General features: G+C 72.1%; 8 protein-coding genes. 1 reads left to right on the top strand and 7 read right to left on the bottom strand.

Annotation, left to right across the window (positions count from 1 at the left end; genetic code table 11):
* Positions 1 to 37: 37 nt before the first annotated feature.
* Together I2501_RS40990 and I2501_RS31145 are read right to left on the bottom strand one after the other, a co-directional pair.
* Positions 38 to 2413, bottom strand: a complete 2376-nt coding sequence (locus I2501_RS40990) for a protein kinase domain-containing protein (RefSeq protein ID WP_408022803.1) — start codon at positions 2411 to 2413, stop codon at positions 38 to 40.
* A gap of 241 nt (positions 2414 to 2654) precedes the next feature.
* Complete coding sequence (locus I2501_RS31145) at positions 2655 to 4505, bottom strand: serine/threonine-protein kinase (RefSeq protein WP_196197642.1); 1851 nt, start codon at positions 4503 to 4505, stop codon at positions 2655 to 2657.
* Positions 4506 to 4855: 350 nt separating this feature from the next.
* Here I2501_RS31145 and I2501_RS31150 point away from each other — a divergent pair, with 350 nt between their 5' ends.
* On the top strand, positions 4856 to 7891 hold the full coding sequence (locus I2501_RS31150; protein ID WP_196197643.1) for an FHA domain-containing protein: 3036 nt from the start codon (positions 4856 to 4858) through the stop codon (positions 7889 to 7891).
* A 150-nt stretch (positions 7892 to 8041) separates the two neighbouring features.
* Here the strand turns inward: I2501_RS31150 and I2501_RS31155 are convergent, their stop codons facing one another.
* The 5 genes from I2501_RS31155 to pruA form a co-directional block, all read right to left on the bottom strand.
* Positions 8042 to 9127 (bottom strand): ABC transporter substrate-binding protein, encoded by a 1086-nt coding sequence (locus I2501_RS31155; protein WP_196197644.1) that lies wholly within the window; start codon positions 9125 to 9127, stop codon positions 8042 to 8044.
* A gap of 133 nt (positions 9128 to 9260) precedes the next feature.
* Complete coding sequence (locus I2501_RS31160) at positions 9261 to 10208, bottom strand: ABC transporter permease (RefSeq protein WP_196197645.1); 948 nt, start codon at positions 10206 to 10208, stop codon at positions 9261 to 9263.
* Positions 10209 to 10229: 21 nt separating this feature from the next.
* Positions 10230 to 11045: an ABC transporter ATP-binding protein gene (locus I2501_RS31165; protein ID WP_196197646.1), complete on the bottom strand. Its 816-nt coding sequence runs from the start codon at positions 11043 to 11045 to the stop codon at positions 10230 to 10232.
* 224 nt (positions 11046 to 11269) lie between these two features.
* On the bottom strand, positions 11270 to 16159 hold the full coding sequence (locus I2501_RS31170) for an NAD-glutamate dehydrogenase (RefSeq protein ID WP_196197647.1): 4890 nt from the start codon (positions 16157 to 16159) through the stop codon (positions 11270 to 11272).
* A gap of 249 nt (positions 16160 to 16408) precedes the next feature.
* Complete coding sequence (gene pruA, locus I2501_RS31175) at positions 16409 to 18073, bottom strand: L-glutamate gamma-semialdehyde dehydrogenase (protein WP_196197689.1); 1665 nt, start codon at positions 18071 to 18073, stop codon at positions 16409 to 16411.
* Positions 18074 to 18075: the final 2 nt, after the last annotated feature.

Below are 18075 nucleotides of genomic sequence, written 5' to 3' on the forward strand. Positions count from 1 at the left end.
GCCAAGCGTAATGCAGAGCGGGACGGGCTCTCCGTGCTTAACGGCCGTGGGTGAACTGGAGGCCGCCCGTGGGGGTCACCCGGAACAGCAGCAAACCGCCCGTGTCCGCGCAGGCGGCCGGTGCGAACGGGGAGTCCGGCGCGCCGGGCAGGGAGGCCCCGATCCAGGACTGCCCGGCCGCGTTGGACGCCGCGTAGTCGGTGCCGGTCGAGAAGACGAACAGCCCGCCCGAGGCGTCCTGCACCGCCTCCGCACGCTCGGCCGCCGTCACACCGGTGACCGTGCGGGCCAGGTGCCAGAGCCCACCGGAGAGCAGCGTGTGCTGGACCGTGCCCGAGGCCGTGCTGACGAAGGCGTCGACCCGGCCGCCGCTCTCCCCTATCAGCGTGGGCGTGCCGCTGACCGCGCCCACCGTGGAGACCGCCGCCCAGGCGGTCCACGCGCCGTTGACGTAGGAGGTGGTGGCCAGCCCGTTGCCGACCCGGGCGACCAGGTCGATCCGGGAGCCGGTGGCGACCGCCGCCGGGGGCGCGTCGACGTGCATCTGGCCGTCGAGCTGGCTCCACGGCGTCCAGGTGCCGCCGGGGGTGAGGTCGCGCAGGTAGATCAGGCCGTCGGTGCCGCGCGCGAACAGCCGCAGCGTCCCGTCGGACAGCGCCACCGGCGCGGGTTCACCGCTGACGTGTATGCCCGTCAGCTTGCCCCAGGGGCCGAAGGACTGGCCGCTGCGGGTGAGGTAGCGGACCGCGCCGGTCGCGTCGGTGCCGAAGACGAAGACGGTGCCGGTGGCGCCGAGCCGCAGCGCGCGGATGCCGCTGACCAGCGGGGCCGGCGGCGTGGGCGCGTCGGACCAGGAGGCCCAGCTCGGGAGGTGGGCGGTGCCGCCGGCGTCGGTGGCGTCGCTCTGGCCCGCGACCGGCGCCTGCGGCAGCCCGGCCGACCGCCCGTGGTGGGCGCTGGGCGAGGCGGCGTCGCCGGGGTTGTCCCGGTTCCCGTCGCCGGAGCCGGACAGCGCGGCGTAGCCGCCGAGCAGGGTGACCGCACAGACGACCACGGCTGCCGCGGCCAGCAGTCGGCGACGACGCCGGACCGCCGCACCGCCCACGCCGCTGCGCTGGGATCCGCCGGGGACGCGCTCCCGGCCGCCCAGGCTGTTGCCCAGCCCGTTGCCGAGCGCGCCGAGGCCGCCGAGCGCTCCGCCCAGTCCGCCGCGGGCGCTGCGCTGGGCCTCGGAGGCCTCGGCCAGCGCGGCCAGGTCCTCGGGGCGCGGGCGGCGCAGGTTGGTGTGGGTCTCGCGGGTCGAGTCGGGCGCGCTGCTGGGCACCAGCGGCACGGCCGCGCCCCGGCGACGGCGCTGCCCGGAGCCGCGGTGGGCGCCGTCGCCGGCGGGCCGGCCGTAGGCGTCCCGGCCGTCCCGGTGGTTCCGCTCGTCCCGGTCGTCCCGATCAGCCCGGTCGGTCCGGCCTGTCCGATCAGCCCGGTCGTCGTAGTCGTCGTCCTCGTCGTAGTCGCCCGGGACGTCGGGGTCGTAGCCGGGCAGCGGGGGGACGTCCGGGGCGTCGGGGTGGGCGACGCGCAGCACGGGCAGTCCGGCCAGGCCGGGCAGCAGGTCGCGCAGCGCGCCCGCGAGCTCGGTGGCGCGCAGGCGCGAGGCGGGTGCCTTGGCGAGGCACTGGGTCAGCACCTTCGACAGCGGCTCCGGCAGTCCGGGCAGCGGCGGCACGGTCTCGGTGACGTGGCGGCGCAGCACCGCGCCCGTGTGGCCGCCGCCGAAGGGGGTGAACCCGGCGAGCAGCTCGTACAGGACGGTGGCCAGCGCGTAGATGTCCACCGCGGCGCGCGGCTCCAGCCCCTCGATGATCTCCGGGGCCAGGTAGTCGGGCGTGCCGATGATCCGGGTGTTCCGGGTGCGGCGGGGCGCGTCGACCAGGCGGGCGATGCCGAAGTCGGAGAGCTTGGCGCGCGGCACTCCGCCGGGGCCGGGGCTGGAGGCCTGGTCGAGCAGGATGTTCTCGGGCTTCACGTCCCGGTGGATGATCCCGGCCGCGTGCGCGGCGGCCAGCCCCTCGGCGACGTCGGCGGCGACCGAGACGGCGGCCTGCGGGGTGAACGGGCCCTCCCGTTCGAGGCGTGAGCGCAGGTCGCTGCCGTGGACGAGTTCCATCACCAGGGCCAGGTCGTCACCGTCGACGACCAGGTCGTGGACGCCGACCACCCGGGGGTGGTCCAGGCTGGTGAGTGCGGTGCGCTCCTGCACGAACCGGCCGACCAGGACCTGGTCGGAGGCGAGGTCCTCGCGCAGGATCTTGATGGCGACCGGACCCTCCGGACCCTCGCCGAGCCAGACGGTGCCCGCCGAGCCACGGCCGATCACCGTGTGCGCGGTGTACCGGCTACCGATCTTGCGTGCCAAGGCTGCTCCGTGCGCGATCTGGGGCTGTCGGGACCGACGCACGCCGATAGGGACGACGGCTGCCGGTCGCCCGGCGTCGGTGTCAGCGACCAAAGTACGCGGCTTGGAGCCGTTTGGGGGAAAGCAGGGGGTGGACGGGCCGTCAGGTGTCGACAAATCGTCAAACCTGCTGCTCGGACCGGCCCTGCAACCCCTCGGGGTGGCGACAGCACTCCACCCGCCAGGCGGCTCCGACGCGGCGTCAGCCGCCGTTGCTGCCCGCGCCGGGGATCTGGTTGACGGTGTGCTTGACCTTGTTGGCCGTGTTGGTGATCTGCTGGAACCAGTTGGAGACCTGGTGCCACCAGCCCTCGACGGTGGCCACGATGTGGTCGATCCAGCCGTGCAGCGGCGAGAACTCCCAGATCAGGAACCCGGCGACGATCAGGACCAGCAGGAACTTGAGGCAGCCGCTGCCCGGGATGTGGTGCCGCCTCCGGGGCGCACGCTCACGCCGGGGTGCGGGCTCCGGCTCGCGTTCCCGCTCGCGCTCGGGCGCACGCTCGGGCGCGCGCTCTGCCATGCGGCGCGCGGGCTGGGGGGCGGGCTCCGGCTCGGGCCGGTAGACGGGCGGCGCGACCTGCGGCCGGCCACGCTGGGCCTGTGCCGCCTGCGGTGGCTGCGCCTGGGCTCGGGCCTGCTGCTGCCGGTAGGGCGCGGGCGCGACCTGCGGCGGCGCGGCGAACGGGTCGACCTCGAACTCGCCCAGCTGACCGAGCTGGGTCTGCTCGTTCCGGCTCCGGGCCGCGCGCAGCTGCGACTCCCACGGGTGCGGGCCGTCCAGCTGACCCTGCGGCAGCACGGCGGTGGGGTCCGCGGGTTGCCCGAGGCCGCGCCCCTGGTGTCCGGCAGGGCCCATGCCCTGACTCTGCGGCAGCAGCGCCGTCGGGTCGCCCGCCCCGTGCGCGGGCAGCACCTGGGTCGGGTCCGCGGCGGGGGCCGCGAAGCCGGCCAGCGTCGCCGCATTCGCAGCGTTCATCGCGCTCGCCGCGCCCGCCGCCTGGCCGTAGCCACCCTGCGGCAGCACCTCGGTCGGCGCGGAGGGCGACCAGCCGTCGGCGGAGGACGGGACGCCGCGCGGCAGCGTCGGGTCCTCCGAACCTGCCGGAGTGGGCTGGGGCGGCGGCGTGAGCAGCATGGCCACCGCGTTGGCCGCCTCGATCTCGGCGACCGAGGCGTGGACGCCGATGCCCGCCGCCACCGTGCGCAGCGCGGTCGCCAGCGCGACGGCGGAGGGGCGGCGTGCGGGATCCTTCTCCAGGCAGCGCTCGATCACGGTCCACAGCGGCTCGGGCATCGTCCGCGGGCGCTCCGGACGCTGCGACAGGTGCGCCTGCAGGATCTGCAGCGCGCCGTCGCCCTGGAACGGGGGCTGTCCGGTGAGCAGCTCGTAGAGCATGATCCCCGCGCCGTAGACGTCGACCGCGGCGGTCTGCGGCCGACCCTCGGCCGTCTCGGGCGCGACGTACGCGGGCGTGCCGACGAACTCGGCCGTGCGGGTGATGCCGGGCGAATCGGCGAGCCTGGCGATGCCGAAGTCGGTGAGCAGCGGGTGCATGGTGCCGCCGTCCGGTCCGTCGACCGAGGCCAGCAGCACGTTGGCGGGCTTGAGGTCGCGGTGCACGACGCCGTCGGCGTGGCTGGCCGCCAGCGCGTCGGCGATCTGCGCCATCAGCAGCGCGCCCGCCACCGGGCTCAGCGGGCCGTTGGCACGCAGGTAGCGGTGCAGGTCGGGACCGTCGACCAGGTCCATGACCAGGGCCAGCAGCTCCCCCTCGACCACCAGGTCGCGGACCCGGACCACGTTCGGGTGGACCAGGCGCAGCAGCACGGCGCGTTCGCGCAGGAAGCGCATGACCACGTCCGGGTCGGTGGCCAGCTCCTCCTTGAGGACCTTGATGGCCACGGCGGCACCAGGGATCACGCCCAGGGTGTGACCGTCGCCACTCGCCCTGGCGTCGAGGTCCTCGCGGACCCGCGCACGCCAGACCGTCCCGGTGGCGCCGCGTCCCAGCGGCTCCTCCAGCAGGTACTTACTGCCAACCGGCCGCACCGTGCGCTCCTCGTCGTGCCATTCGTCCCGCGCCGTGAGTGGCCGGTCCCCCCGGCCCCATGGGGGCTGCTCGCGTTTTCGGCAACTCTAACGGCGTTCGAAGCCGCCGTCGTGCCGTGACGGCGGCGATCCGGCCGAGATCCTGACACGGACCTGGCAGAACGCGCCGAGGGGACGACGACAGGGAGGTCGCCGAAGGGCGTTCCGCGTGCAAGGACGCCCGGAGCGCGCTGATACGTTCCGAAGATCATCCGATCGGGTGCTGTGCGCGAACTGTCGGTGGCGGATGGGAGGATGCATCCGACACCGTGGCGACGACCATCGCGTGCGGGCGGGAAGGGGCAGGGCGCATGCAGATCCGGCTGACCGTGCTTGGGCCGCGCGAGAGCGGCTCGCCGTCGCAGACGGCACACACGTCGCACCCGCATGCCGCAACAGCCCGCCACTCCGGCGGCGGCCCCTCCGCCCCTGCGGCGGACGTACTGGTCAGCGCCCCGGTGGGCACCACGCTCGGCGCGGTCGCGGGGGCGCTCGCGGGCGCCGTGGGGGCGCGCCCCGGCGGACGCGCCGGTCGCGCGGCCACGCACATCCATCTCTACGCCCAGGGCCGCCGCCTCGACGAGCACACCGTGCTCGGACACCCGCCGCTGGTCGACGGCGCGGTGCTGCGCCTGGACGCTCCCGACCCGGACGACGCGGCCGAGCCCGGCGGCACCACCACGGCCCTGCACGTGGTCGGCGGCCCCGACGCGGGCGGCATCCACCTGCTGCACCCGGGCCGGGTGGTCGTCGGCCGCTCCTCCGACGCCGACGTCCCGCTGGACGATCCGGACGTCTCCCGCTTCCACCTGGCGCTGGAGGTCGGCGCCGACGGGCGGGTCACTGTCGCCGACACCGGCTCCACCAACGGCACCGAGCTCGACGGCCGTACGGTCGGGTCGGAGCCGCGTCCGGTGCCGCCGGGCGCGCTGATCTCGCTGGGCGAGAGCGCGCTGCGGGTCGTCCCCGCCTCGCCGGACCGGGCCGAGGTCCTGCCCGACGGCCACGGCACGGTCCAAGTCCCCACCCGCGGCGGGGCGTTCGCGTCGGGCGGCGGTGCGGGCGGTCAAGGAGCCGGAGGCGGTTCAGGCAGTCAAGGCGGTCCGACGGGGCGCACCGCGTCCGGCACGGGCATGCTGCCGCCGGTTTCCGAGGCCGGCTCACCGCGCCCCCACAGTCCCGCTCCGCAGCGCCCCTCCGGGGCCTCGGCGGCCTCCGCGTCCGACGCCCCGTCAGGGCACCCCGTGGGTGGCTCTTCTGACAACCGACCGCAGCTGACACACGGGCGCGGCTTCCGGATCGGTCTCGGCCTGCGCCGTCCCGCGCAGCCCGCCGCCGTCGTCCCCGCACAGGCCCCGCCGCGCGACTCCGGCCGCTGGCCCGACCCGGCGGAGATGCTGCTCACCGCGATCGGCCCGGGCCCCCGGCTCTGGGAGCGCACGCTCGACCATCCCGACGCCCTGGTGCTCCGCCTCGGCACCCGCGCGCACACCCCCGTCACCCTCGACCTGCGCGCGGCAGGCAGCCTCGGCCTCACCGGCCCGCGTCCCCGGCTGACCGGCCTGGTCCGGGCGCTGCTGGCGCAGCTCGCGGTGCTGCACGCGCCGTCCGCGCTGGAGCTGGTGCTGATCTCGGCCGACGAGTCCCGTCCACTGGACGACCGTACGGACGCCTGGTCCTGGCTGCCCTGGCTGCCGCATCTGCGCCCCACCCACGGTCAGCCCTGCCGCGCCCTGACGGCCTTCGACTCCCAGCAGGCCCTGGCCCGGCTCGCCGAACTGGCCCCTGGTTGGGGCGAGGACGCCCAGGCGGGCGGTGCGGCCGGTCACGTGTCTAGCTCGGCGTCGGGTCACGGTCATCCGAGCCCGCGGGGCCGGGCCACCGTGGTCGTCATCGACGGCGACCCGGGCAGCGAGGACGCCCGCGAGGCCATCGCCGAACTGCTGGCCCACGGCCCCGCCCGCGGCATCCACGTGCTCCACCTCGACGAGTACCCGGAGGCGCTGCCGCAGGGCTGCGGGGCCGTCGTCCAGATCTCCGGCGAGGTCGGCACTCTGCTGGACATGGAGCGTCCGGTCCCCTCGGCCGGTTCAGCCGCGCGCGGCGCGGCCGGTCAGCACCGTGCCGCGCCGGAGCGGGAGTTGGTGGCCGGCGTCGCCCTGGACGCGGTCGGCGCCGCGTGGGCCGGCCGTCTGGCCCGCGCCCTCGCTCCCCTGCGCGAGCAGGACGCGGCCCGCCGTCCGGGCAGTGCCCGCACCGCCCTGCCCGAGGCCGCCCGCCTGCTCGACCTGCTCGGTCTCGACCTGGTCACCCCCGCCAAGATCTCCGCCCGCTGGGCCGACCTGCGGATCAGCTCCGGCGACGTGCCGACCGCGACGGTCGGCGTCGCCCGGGACGGCGGCTACTCCTTCGACCTGACCGACCACCTGCTGATCGGCGGCGCCCCTCAGTCGGGCCGTACCGAGCTGCTCCGCTCGCTGCTCGCGTCACTCGCCGTGGCGGAACGCCCCGACCGGCTGGGCCTGCTGCTGATCGAGGGCCGTCCACCGCAGGATCCGGCCCACGGCCTCGCCCCCGCCGTCGAACTCCCGCACGTCATCGGCCATGTGGCCACCACCGACGGCCCCTTGCTGCGCGACGCCGCGCAGGCGCTGAGCGCCGAACTGGACCGCCGCGCCTCGCTGTTGCAGGGCCGCTCGTTCGCCGCGTGGCACGCCGAGCGCGCGCTCGCGCGGCTGGCCCCGCCGCGCCGCCCCGCCGACGACTACCCGCAGCAGGCACCCCAGGGCACCCAGGGTGCGCAGGGCGCCGTCGCTGTCGAGGCGGAGCCGCTCCCCCACCTGATCGTGGCCGTCGACGACTGGGACGCGCTGCTCGGCTCCCCGCTGGCCCACGTCCTGGAGGACGTCGCCCAGCGCGGCCCCCGACTCGGCGTGCGCCTCGCCGTCACCACCGCTCACCCCGAGCGGGGCGCTGGCACGGCGGTCGACGAGGCCGCGCAGCTGCGGGTCGCCCTGCGGATCGACTCCCCGGTCGCCTCCGCCCTGCTGATCCACGTCGAGGACGCCGCGGCCCTCACCGACGACCAGCCCGGCCGCGGCCTGGCCCGCCACCCGGACGGCGGCGTCACCGCGTTCCAGTCCGCGCGCATCACCGGCCGCATTCCGCGTACCGCGACGCTGCGGCCGACGGTCACCCCGCTGGACTGGACGACCCTCGGCGAACCCCCGACCCAACGCCCGGTCCGCGAACTGGGCAACGGCCCAACGGATCTCGCGCTCCTCGCCAGCGCGCTGCAGCGCGCGGCGGAGTCGCTGGGGGCTCCGCCGATACCGCGGTTGCTGTAGGTGCGCTGCGGCTCCGCCGCAGGGGCGCGACAAGCCACCCTGTGCGGTGAGCCCCCCGAACGAGCAGGGCCATCCGCACAGGGTGGCTTGTCGCGCAGTTCCCCGCGCCCCTAGATAGTGCAACTCGCTCTATTGCACGAGCGAAGCGCGTCAGCCGCCGAAGCCGAGCGCCTTGTTCGCCGCGACCACGTACTGGTTGGTGTACGTGCCGGGGATGCTGACGCCGCTGAGGTTGTCGCCCTCGATCTTCGCCGTGGTCTGGACGGTCGCGGGGCCGTTGGACGGCATCATGCCGTCCGGGAGGAACTGGCCCAGGTCCTCCTGCAGCGTCGCGATGTAGTCCGACTTGGAGGTCAGACCGTTGCTCACGTAGGACTGCGGCAGCGCGTTGGCGATGTCCGCGGCCGTGTGGGTGTGGATCCAGTGCATCGTCGCGACCAGCGCGTCGACCACCTTCTGCACCGTGGCCTGGTTGTTCTTGACCCAGTCCGACTGCGCCAGCACCGCCGCGGCGGGCCAGGTGCCGCCCAGCCACTTGGTGGCGCCCTGCGGGCTGGAGAGGTCGAGGACGGAGACGCCGGCCCCGGCCTTCTCGACCGCGTTGACAGTCGGCTGGGTGGTGATGGCGCAGGCCACCCGGCCCTGCTGCAGCGAGGAGAGCAGGGTCGCGCCGTCGCCCACGCCAACCCGGTGGTACTCGCTGGTGTTGAGGCCGTAGTGCGAGGCCAGCTGCTGGATCAGGTCGTCGGTGCCGGAGCCGAGGTCCGTGACGCCGATGCTCTTGCCCTTGAAGTCGGCGGGGGTGGTGACGCCCGAGTTCTTGGAGCACATCACGCGCTCGCCGGGGGCGGCGCTCAACTGGGCGACGGAGATGACGTCCTTGCCCTTGGACTGGAAGTCGAAGGTGTGGACGTACCAGGCACCGGCGAAGTCGACCTGGCCGGAGGCCATCGCGTCCTCGGCACCGATACCGCCCTGGGTCTCGGTGCTGAGCTGCATGTTGACGCCGTACTTCTTGTAGAAGCCCAGGTTCTGGGCCAGCTCGTACGGCAGGTAGATCTGCTTGTCGATGCCGCCGACCATCATGGTGACCGTCGGCATGCCGTTGACCACCGGCGCGGAGCCGCTGCCGGAGGAGGAACCACAGGCCGAGAGGCCGAGGGTGGCGAGCAGAGTACCGGCGGCGGCCAGGGCGACGTTGCGGCGGGATCTGACGGAGAACTTCTTGGTGGACATCTTTGTCACTGCCTTTCGGGTGGGGATGCCGGGTGGGGAGGCGAACCGAAGGGGTCTTACGAACCGGCAGAGGCTCACGAACTGACGGAGCCTGCGAACTGACGGAGGCTTGCGCGTGCGGCCCGACGCGGGCTCACATGCCGGCCGTCTCCTGACGGGAGGCCGGGCGCCAGGCGAGCAGCTTCTTCTCCGCGAAGCTGATGCCGAACTCGGCGGTCAGCGCGATGGCGCCGATGATCACCATCGCGGCGAAGACGCCGTTGGGGTCGAAGTGGCCCTGAGCGCTGGAGATCACCAGGCCCAGGCCCTGCTGGGCCCCGAGGAACTCGCCGACGATCGCGCCGATGACGGCGAAGCCGAAGGCGACGTGGAGGCTGGCGGTGATCCAGGTGAGCGCCGAGGGGAGCACCACGTGGCGGATGATCTGCAGCCGGGAGGCGCCGAGGACCTTGGCGTTGTTCAGGAAGACGACGTCCACCTCGCGCACGCCCTGGAAGGCGTTGAAGAACACCACGAAGAACACCAGGACGGAGGCCAGCAGGACCTTGGCGGGGGTCCCGAGACCCAGCCAGACCACGAAGAGCGAGCCGAGCACGATGCGCGGGACCGCGTTCACGATCTTGATGTAGGGACCGATCACGTCGGCGAGGAACTTGAACTGGCCGAGTACGACGCCGAGTACCACGCCCGCCAGGACGCCGTAGACGAAGCCCAGCAGGGCCTCCTCCATCGTGACGCCGATCTGCGTCCAGATGGAGCCGAACTCGGTGCCGTGCTGGAACCAGTCGACCAGCTGCGAGACGACGCCCGTGGGGGTGCCGAAGAAGAACGGGTCGATGACCTTGTCGGTGGCGAGGATCTGCCAGCCGCCCAGGATCACGACGCCCAGCAGGAGTTGGGACACCCGGACCTTGATCTTGCGCATCCGGACCTGGCGCACGGCCCTGGCCTTGACCGCCGCCTCGTCGTTGGCGATCTCCGAGCGGAGCGCGGACCGGACCTGCTCGGACGACTGGACGGCACGTTCGCCGTCCCGGGGCGTTGCGAGGCTCTCGCCGTCTGCCTGCGATGTGTTGTTCATGAGGGCCATCTCCTTACGTCCTTACGCGGCAGACTCGGCGGCATGGCCGGAACGGGCGTGGGCGCGCTCCACCTCGTCCTTGAGGGACTCCCAGATCTGGTGGTGGAGTTCGAGGAAGCGCGGCTCGAAGCGGATCTCCTGGACTGCGCCGCGCGGACGGGGGAGATCGATGTCGTAGATCCCCTTGATCGTTCCGGGGCTGGAGGTCATGACGACCACGCGGTCGGCGAGCGCGACCGCCTCCTCCAGGTCGTGGGTGATGAAGAGGACGGAGGGCTTGAGCTCCTCCCACAGACCCAGCAGCTCGTTCGACATCATCGCCTTGGTCTGCACGTCCAGGGCGCCGAAGGGCTCGTCCATCAGCAGGATCGACGGCTCGTTGATGAGCGCGGCAGCCATGGCGACGCGCTTGCGCATGCCGCCGGACAGCTGGTGCGGGTGGTGGTCCTCGAAGCCCTTCAGGCCCACCCGGCGCAGCCAGTCGCGGGCGGCGGCCTGCGCCTGCTTCTTGCCCACGCCGCGGAAGACCGGGCCGAGGGCCACGTTGTCGAGCACCGTCTTCCACGGCAGCAGGGCGTCCTGCTGGAACATGAAGCTGACACCCGAGGTGATCCCGTCGACCTCTTTGCCGTCCACCCGCACCGAGCCGACGCTGGGCTTGTCCAGACCGGCGACCATGCCCAGCGTCGTCGACTTGCCACAGCCCGACGGGCCTACCACGGCGCAGAACTGCCCCGGTTCCACGGTGAAGTTCACATCGCGGATCGCCGTGAACACTTTGCCGGTCGGCGACGTGAAGCGCCTTGTCACATTGGCGAGTTCAATTCCCGCTGCCATCGCGCCCCGCTCCTTTCGTCCTCGCCATCGTTCTGAGAGCTATGACGCTAAGGCTGCGAGCAGGTGACATCCATGTTTCGCGATTAAGTCGGCGCAGTGCGCATAACTCGGCTTTCTGCGCATTCTGCTCAGTCCCGAAAGCCGTCGGGGAGCGGACCAGAGGCAGGCCGAAAACGCAGGTGGGGCCCGCGGCGAATCGCCGCGGGCCCCACCTGTTCACAGACTCAGCGCATCGACCCGGTCCGCAGCAGCGTGCGGATGACCCGCATCGCGACGCTGAGGTTGGCCAGGTCGTACGACTCCGACGTCCTTATGTCGTCGAGCGTCGTACGGGCGCGGTTGACCAGCGTGGCGTTGGCCTCGGACCAGGCCTGGAAGCGCTGCTCCGGGGTCGCGCCGGGCTCGCCATGGGCCAGCAGGTCCGCGGTGAGGGTGGCGTGGGCCGCGAAGAGGTCCTCGCGGATCGCCGCGCGGGCCATCGACTGCCACCGGTCCGTGCGCGGCAGTTCGACGATCCGGTCCAGCAGTTCGGCGATCTGCAGGCGCGAGCCGAGGTCGTAGTAGATCGCCGCGACGTCCAGGACGTCGGCGCCGGTGCGGTCCGCCGTCTCGATGATGTCGAGCGTCGGAAAGGCCGAGGAGAGACCGGCGATCTTGATCGCCAGCTCCTCCGGGACGCCCGACTCCAGCAGCTCGTCGCGCACCCGCTCGAACCACTCGCGGTCCGAACCCTGGAGCAGCTCGGGCAGCTTGCCCCAGACCAGGCGCACCCGCTCGCGGAAGACGTCGATGGTCTCCTGGATGTCGAGCGGCTGACGCCGGTTGTTGAGCAGCCAGCGGGTGGCGCGCTCGACCAGGCGGCGGGTGTGCAGGCGCATCCGCGTCTGGACATCCGCCGGGACCTGGTTGTCCAGGGCCTCGATGGCCTGCCAGATGCCCTTCAGGTCGAAGATCGCGCGGGCCGCGGTGTGCGAACGGACGATCTCCTCGAAGGTCGCGCCCGTCTCCTCACGGAGGCGGAAGGCGAAGGTCATGCCGCCGCGGTTGATGGTCTCGTTGACCACGACCGTGGTGATGATCTCCCGGCGCAGCGCGTGCGCGTCGATCTGGCTCTCGAACTCGTGCTGCAGCTGCGGCGGGAAGTAGCGGTGCAGCTTGCCGCGCAGGTACGGGTCGTCCGGCAGGTCGGAGGCCAGGATCTCGTCGGCCAGGGTGATCTTCTGGTAGGCGAGCAGGACCGCCAGCTCCGGCTGGGTCAGGCCGCGCCCGGCCGCCGCGCGCTCACGGATCTGCGGGCCGGACGGCAGGAACTCCAGCTCCCGGTTGAGGTGGCCCTCGCTGGCGAGCTTGCGCATCAGGCGCTGGTGGACGTTGAGCATGCTCGGCGCCTGCGCCACCGCGTTGGCCAGGGCCACGTTCTGGGCGTAGTTGTTCGTCAGCACGTGCTCGCCGACCTCGTCGGTCATCTCGGCCAGCAGCGCGTTGCGCTGCTTGACCGTCATGTCACCGTCGTTGACGACCTGGTTGAGCAGGATCTTGATATTGACCTCGTGGTCCGAGGTGTCCACGCCCGCCGAGTTGTCGATGGCGTCGGTGTTGACCTTGCCGCCCTCGCCGTTGTTGCCCAGCGTCGCGAACTCGATGCGGCCGAGCTGGGTCGCGCCCAGGTTGCCGCCCTCGCCGAGGACCTTGACCCGCAGGTCGCCGCCGTTGACGCGGATGGCGTCGTTGGCCTTGTCGCCGACCTCGGCGTTGTTCTCGGCCCTGGCCTTGACGTAGGTGCCGATGCCGCCGTTCCACAGCAGGTCGACCGGGGCGAGCAGGATCGCCTTCATCAGCTCGGCCGGGGTCATCCGGGAGACGCCCGCCTCGATGCCCAGCGCCTGGCGCATCTGCGGGGTGATGTTGATCGACTTGGCCCGGCGCGAGAAGACGCCGCCACCGGCCGAGATCAGCTCGGCGTTGTAGTCCTCCCAGGAGCTGCGCGGCAGGTCGAACATCCGCTTGCGCTCGGAGAAGGAGGTCGCCGAGTCCGGGTTCGGGTCGATGAAGATGTGGCGGTGGTCGAACGCGGCCACCAGCCGGATGTGCTCGCTGAGCAGCATGCCGTTGCCGAACACGTCGCCGGACATGTCGCCGACGCCGACGACGGTGAAGTCCTCCGCCTGGGTGTCGTGGCCCAGCTCGCGGAAGTGGCGCTTGACCGACTCCCAGGCGCCGCGGGCGGTGATGCCCATGCCCTTGTGGTCGTAGCCGGCCGAACCGCCGGAGGCGAACGCGTCGCCCAGCCAGAAGCCGTACTCGCCCGCGACGCCGTTGGCGATGTCCGAGAAGGTCGCGGTGCCCTTGTCGGCGGCGACGACCAGGTAGGTGTCGTCGGCGTCGTGGCGGACCACGTCCTTGGGCGGGACGACCTCGCCCGCGACCAGGTTGTCGGTGATGTCGAGCAGACCGGAGATGAAGGTCTTGTAGGAGGAGATGCCCTCCTCCATCCAGGCCTGACGGTCGACGGTCGGGTCGGGAAGCTGCTTGGCGAAGAAGCCGCCCTTGGAACCGACCGGCACGATGACGGTGTTCTTCACCATCTGCGCCTTGACCAGGCCGAGGACCTCGGTGCGGAAGTCCTCACGGCGGTCGGACCAGCGCAGACCGCCTCGGGCGACCTTGCCGAAGCGCAGGTGCACACCCTCGACCTGCGGCGAGTAGACCCAGATCTCGAAAGCGGGCCGCGGGGCCGGCAGGTCCGGGATGGCCTGCGGGTCGAACTTCATCGACATGTAGGCGTGCGGCGCGCCGCTCTCGTCGCGCTGGAAGAAGTTGGTGCGCAGGGTGGCCTTGATCAGCGAGAGGAAGGAGCGCAGGATGCGGTCCTCGTCCAGGCTGACGACCTGGTCCAGGGCGCCGGCCAGCTCCTCCAGGATGCCCTCGGTCAGCTCGGCCGCGCTGTGCGTGTGGGCCGGGGAGAGCCGGGCCTCGAAGAGGTTCACCAGCAGGCGGGTGACGTGGACGTTGTTGAGGAGCGCGTCCTCCATGTAGTCCTGCGAGAAGGCGACACCGGCCTGGCGCAGGTACTTGGCGTAGGAGCGCAGCACCATCGCCTGACGCCAGCTCAGACCGGCGCGCAGGACGAGGGAGTTGAAGCCGTCGTTCTCGGCCTTGCCGGTCCAGACGGCGGCGAAGGCCTCCTGGAACCGCTCGCGGCTCTCGTCGGTGATGGTGTCGGCGACCTCGGGACGCAGCCTCAGGCCGAAGTCGTAGACCCAGGCCAGCGTGCCGTCGGTGCGGCGCAGTTCGTACGGGTGCTCGTCGAGCACCTCGACGCCCAGGCGGGACAGGACCGGCAGCACCTCGGTCAGCGAGACCGAGCCGCCCTCCCAGTAGATCTTGAAGCGGCGCTCGTCGCCCTCGGCGTCGACCGGCTGGTAGAGGTTGAGCCGGAAGTCGCCCGGACCGGTCAGCGACTCCAGCTGGCGCAGGTCGGCGACGCCGGTGGCCGGGGTGAAGTCGGCGCGGTAGCCGTCGGGGAAGGCGTTGTTGTAGCGGCGCGCGGCCTCGGCGGCACGCTCCTCGCCGCACTCGCGGACCAGCACCTCGTTGAAGCCGTCCGCCCAGGAGCGGGCGGTCTCGGCCAGCTTGGCCTCCAGCCGCTCGATGTCGGCGTCGGTCAGGTGCGGCAGCTCGCTGCCGGTGGGCACGCGGATGACGAAGTGGAGCCGGGCCAGGACCGACTCGGTGTTCCAGGCCGTGTAGTCGATGGCCGAGCCGCCGAGCTCCTGCATCAGCTGGTCCATCAGACGCAGCCGGACGCGGGTGGTGTACCGGTCACGCGGCAGGTAGACCAGCGCGGAGAAGTAGCGGCCGTACTCGTCCTGGCGCAGGAAGAGCCGGAGCTTGCGGCGCTCCTGCAGGTACAGCACCGAGTGGGCGATGGAGAGCAGTTCGGTGACCGGGGTCTGGAACAGCTCGTCGCGCGGGTAGGTCTCCAGGATCTGCAGCAGGTCGCGGCCGTCGTGGCTCTCGGGGCTGAAGCCCGACTCGGCCAGCACCTCCTTCACCTTGCGGCGGGCCACCGGGACCCGGTTGACCGAGTCGGTGTAGGCGGCGGCGGACAGCAGACCGAGGAAGCGGCGCTCGCCGACCACGTTGCCCTCGGCGTCGAACTTCTTGACGCCGACGTAGTCGAGGTAGGACGGACGGTGCACGGTGGCGCGGCTGTTGGCCTTGGTCAGCACCAGCAGCTTCTTCTCGCGGGCCTTGGCGCGGGCCGGAGCGGTCAGGCGGCCGAAGGAGGAGGAGTCGCCGGCCTTCGGGTCGGAGCGCAGGATGCCGAGGCCGGTGCCGGCGACCGCGTGCAGCGCGTCCTCGCCGTCCGGGGTCTGCACCAGGTCGTACTCGCGGTAGCCGAGGAAGGTGAAGTGGTCGTCGGCCAGCCAGCGCAGCAGGTCCCAGGTCTCGGCGACCTCCTGCTCGCCCAGGCCGGCCGGCGGGGTCTGCTGGAGCTCGTCGGAGAGGCGCAGCGCGGACTCGCGCATCTTGCCCCAGTCCTCGACGACCTCGCGGACGTCGCCGAGGACGCGGCGCAGGTCGGTCTCGATGGCGTGCAGGTCGTCACGGTCGGTCTCACGGTCGATCTCGACGTGCATCCAGGACTCGACCAGCGCGTCGGCCGGGCGCTCGGCCGTTCCGCAGGCGTCGGCGTCGAGGACCTCGATCAGCTTGCCGGTGATGTCACGACGGACCAGCAGCTGCGGGTGGATCACGGTGTGGATGCCGCGGTCCTGGCGGGTCAGCTCCTGGGTGACCGAGTCGACCAGGAACGGCATGTCGTCGGTGACGATCTCGACCACGGTGTGACCGCAGGACCAGCTGTTCTCCTCGACGGTCGGGGTGTAGACCCGGACCTCGACGGCGCCCTGAGGGCGCTTGGCTGCCAGACGGTAGTGGGAGGCCGCCGCCCCGTAGACGTCGTTCGGGTCGCGGTCGAGCAGGTCCTCGGGGGCCGTGTGCAGGTAGTAGTGCTTCAGGTAGGAGGCAAGGGCGCCGTTGCCGAGCGCCTCTCCCTGAGCCGCCTTGCTGAGCAGTTCGGCCTTCGCTGCATCCAGCTGGGTCTGCATGACTATTTGGCTCCTGTCGCGCGCCGTTGCGTGACTCGGTGGGTGGCACGGTACGGATGGTGCGGTTTGTTCATGATCCACCGGGTCTGTCCCTATCTTCCCCCATCGGACGGGATGGTCGGGCAAGCCTTGGTGGTTCCGCTCGAGCCTAACTGGGGTAAGAGACACTGTCAGGGGCCGGATCGGTGCACTACGTCACGATCTTTGGTACTCGCTGTACGACTTGTCCAAGGTCAGAATCGCGAAGGTTCACCCCATGTGCGGATAGCGGTGATCGGTGGGCGGCACGAAGGTCTCCTTGACGGACCGGGTGGACGTCCAGCGGAGCAGGTTCTGCGCCGCGCCCGCCTTGTCGTTGGTGCCCGACGCCCTTCCTCCGCCGAAGGGCTGCTGGCCGACGACGGCTCCGGTCGGCTTGTCGTTGACGTAGAAGTTCCCGGCGGTGAACCGGAGTCGGGCGGTCGCGCGGGCGATCGCGGCCCGGTCCTGGGCGATCACCGAGCCGGTCAGCGCGTAGGGCGCGGCAGCGTCGACCAGGTCCATCGTCTGCTCCCAGCGCGAGTCCTCGTAGACGTGGACAGCGAGGATCGGCCCGAAGTACTCGGTCGCGAAGATCTCGTGGCGCGGGTCCGACGACGTGATCACGGTCGGGCTGACGAACCAGCCGATGGCGTCGTCGTGGTGGCCGCCGACGACGACGTCGAGGCTGTGGTCGTCGCGGGCCCGGGTGATCGCACCGGCGTTCTTGGCGTAGGCGCGGTCGTCGATCAGCGCCCCCATGAAGTTGGACAGGTCGGACACATCGCCTGCTGTGAGGGACCGCACCTCGTCGAGCAGGTCGTCCTTGATCGCCCGCCAGACGCTCCGAGGCAGGTAGGCGCGGGAGGCGGCCGAGCACTTCTGCCCCTGGTACTCGAAGGCTCCCCGGACCAGTGCGGTCCGGAGCACGGCGAGGTCGGCGCTGGGGTGGGCGAGGACGAAGTCCTTGCCGCCGGTCTCGCCGACCAGCCGCGGGTAGGCGGCGTAGCCGGCGATGTTCCGGCCGACCTGCTGCCACAGCCGCTGGAAGGTCCCGGTCGAGCCGGTGAAGTGGATCCCCGCCAGCGCCCGGTGGGCCAGCGCCACCTCGGAGACCGCCTGGCCGTCTCCCGTCACCATGTTGATCACACCGGGCGGCAGCCCCGCCGCCTCCAGCGCCCGCATCACGTACCAGGCGGAGAGCGTCTGCGTCGGCGAGGGCTTCCAGACCACGGTGTTACCCATCAGCGCGGGCGCGGTCGGCAGGTTGCCCGCGATCGCCGTGAAGTTGAACGGCGTGATCGCGCAGACGAAGCCCTCAAGCGGCCGGTGGTCCGCCCGGTTCCACACACCGGGCGAGGAGACCGGCTGCTCGGCCAGCACCTGCCGGGCGAAGTGGACGTTCCAGCGCCAGAAGTCCACCAGCTCGCAGGGTGCGTCGATCTCGGCCTGCTGCGCCGTCTTCGACTGCCCCAGCATCGTCGCCGCGGCGACCGTCTCCCGCCACGGGCCGGCCAACAGGTCGGCGGCCTTGAGGAAGACCGCCGCCCGGTCGTCGAAGGAGAGCGCCCGCCAGGCGGGAGCCGCCTTCAACGCGGCGTCCACCGCCCGTCCGACGTCCTCTGTCGTCGCGTTGCCCAACACCCCCAGGCGCGCGGAGTGGTGGTGGGGCTGCACCACGTCGATCCGCTCGCCACCGCCAAGCCGCTGGTCCCCGCCGATCGTCATGGTCAGCGGGGTGTCCGTGGCCGCGGCGAGCTCGTCCAGCTTCGCCACCAGGCGGGCCCGCTCGGGGCTGCCCGGCGCGTAGCCGTGCACCGGCTCGTTCAGCGGCGCGGGGACCCGGGTGATGCCGTCGAAGCCGGAATGGCCCGCAAGGGGGCTGTTTGCATACATAT

The sequence above is a fragment of the Streptacidiphilus fuscans genome (genome assembly GCF_015690355.1).
GTDB classification, from domain to species: Bacteria; Actinomycetota; Actinomycetes; order Streptomycetales; family Streptomycetaceae; genus Streptacidiphilus; species Streptacidiphilus fuscans.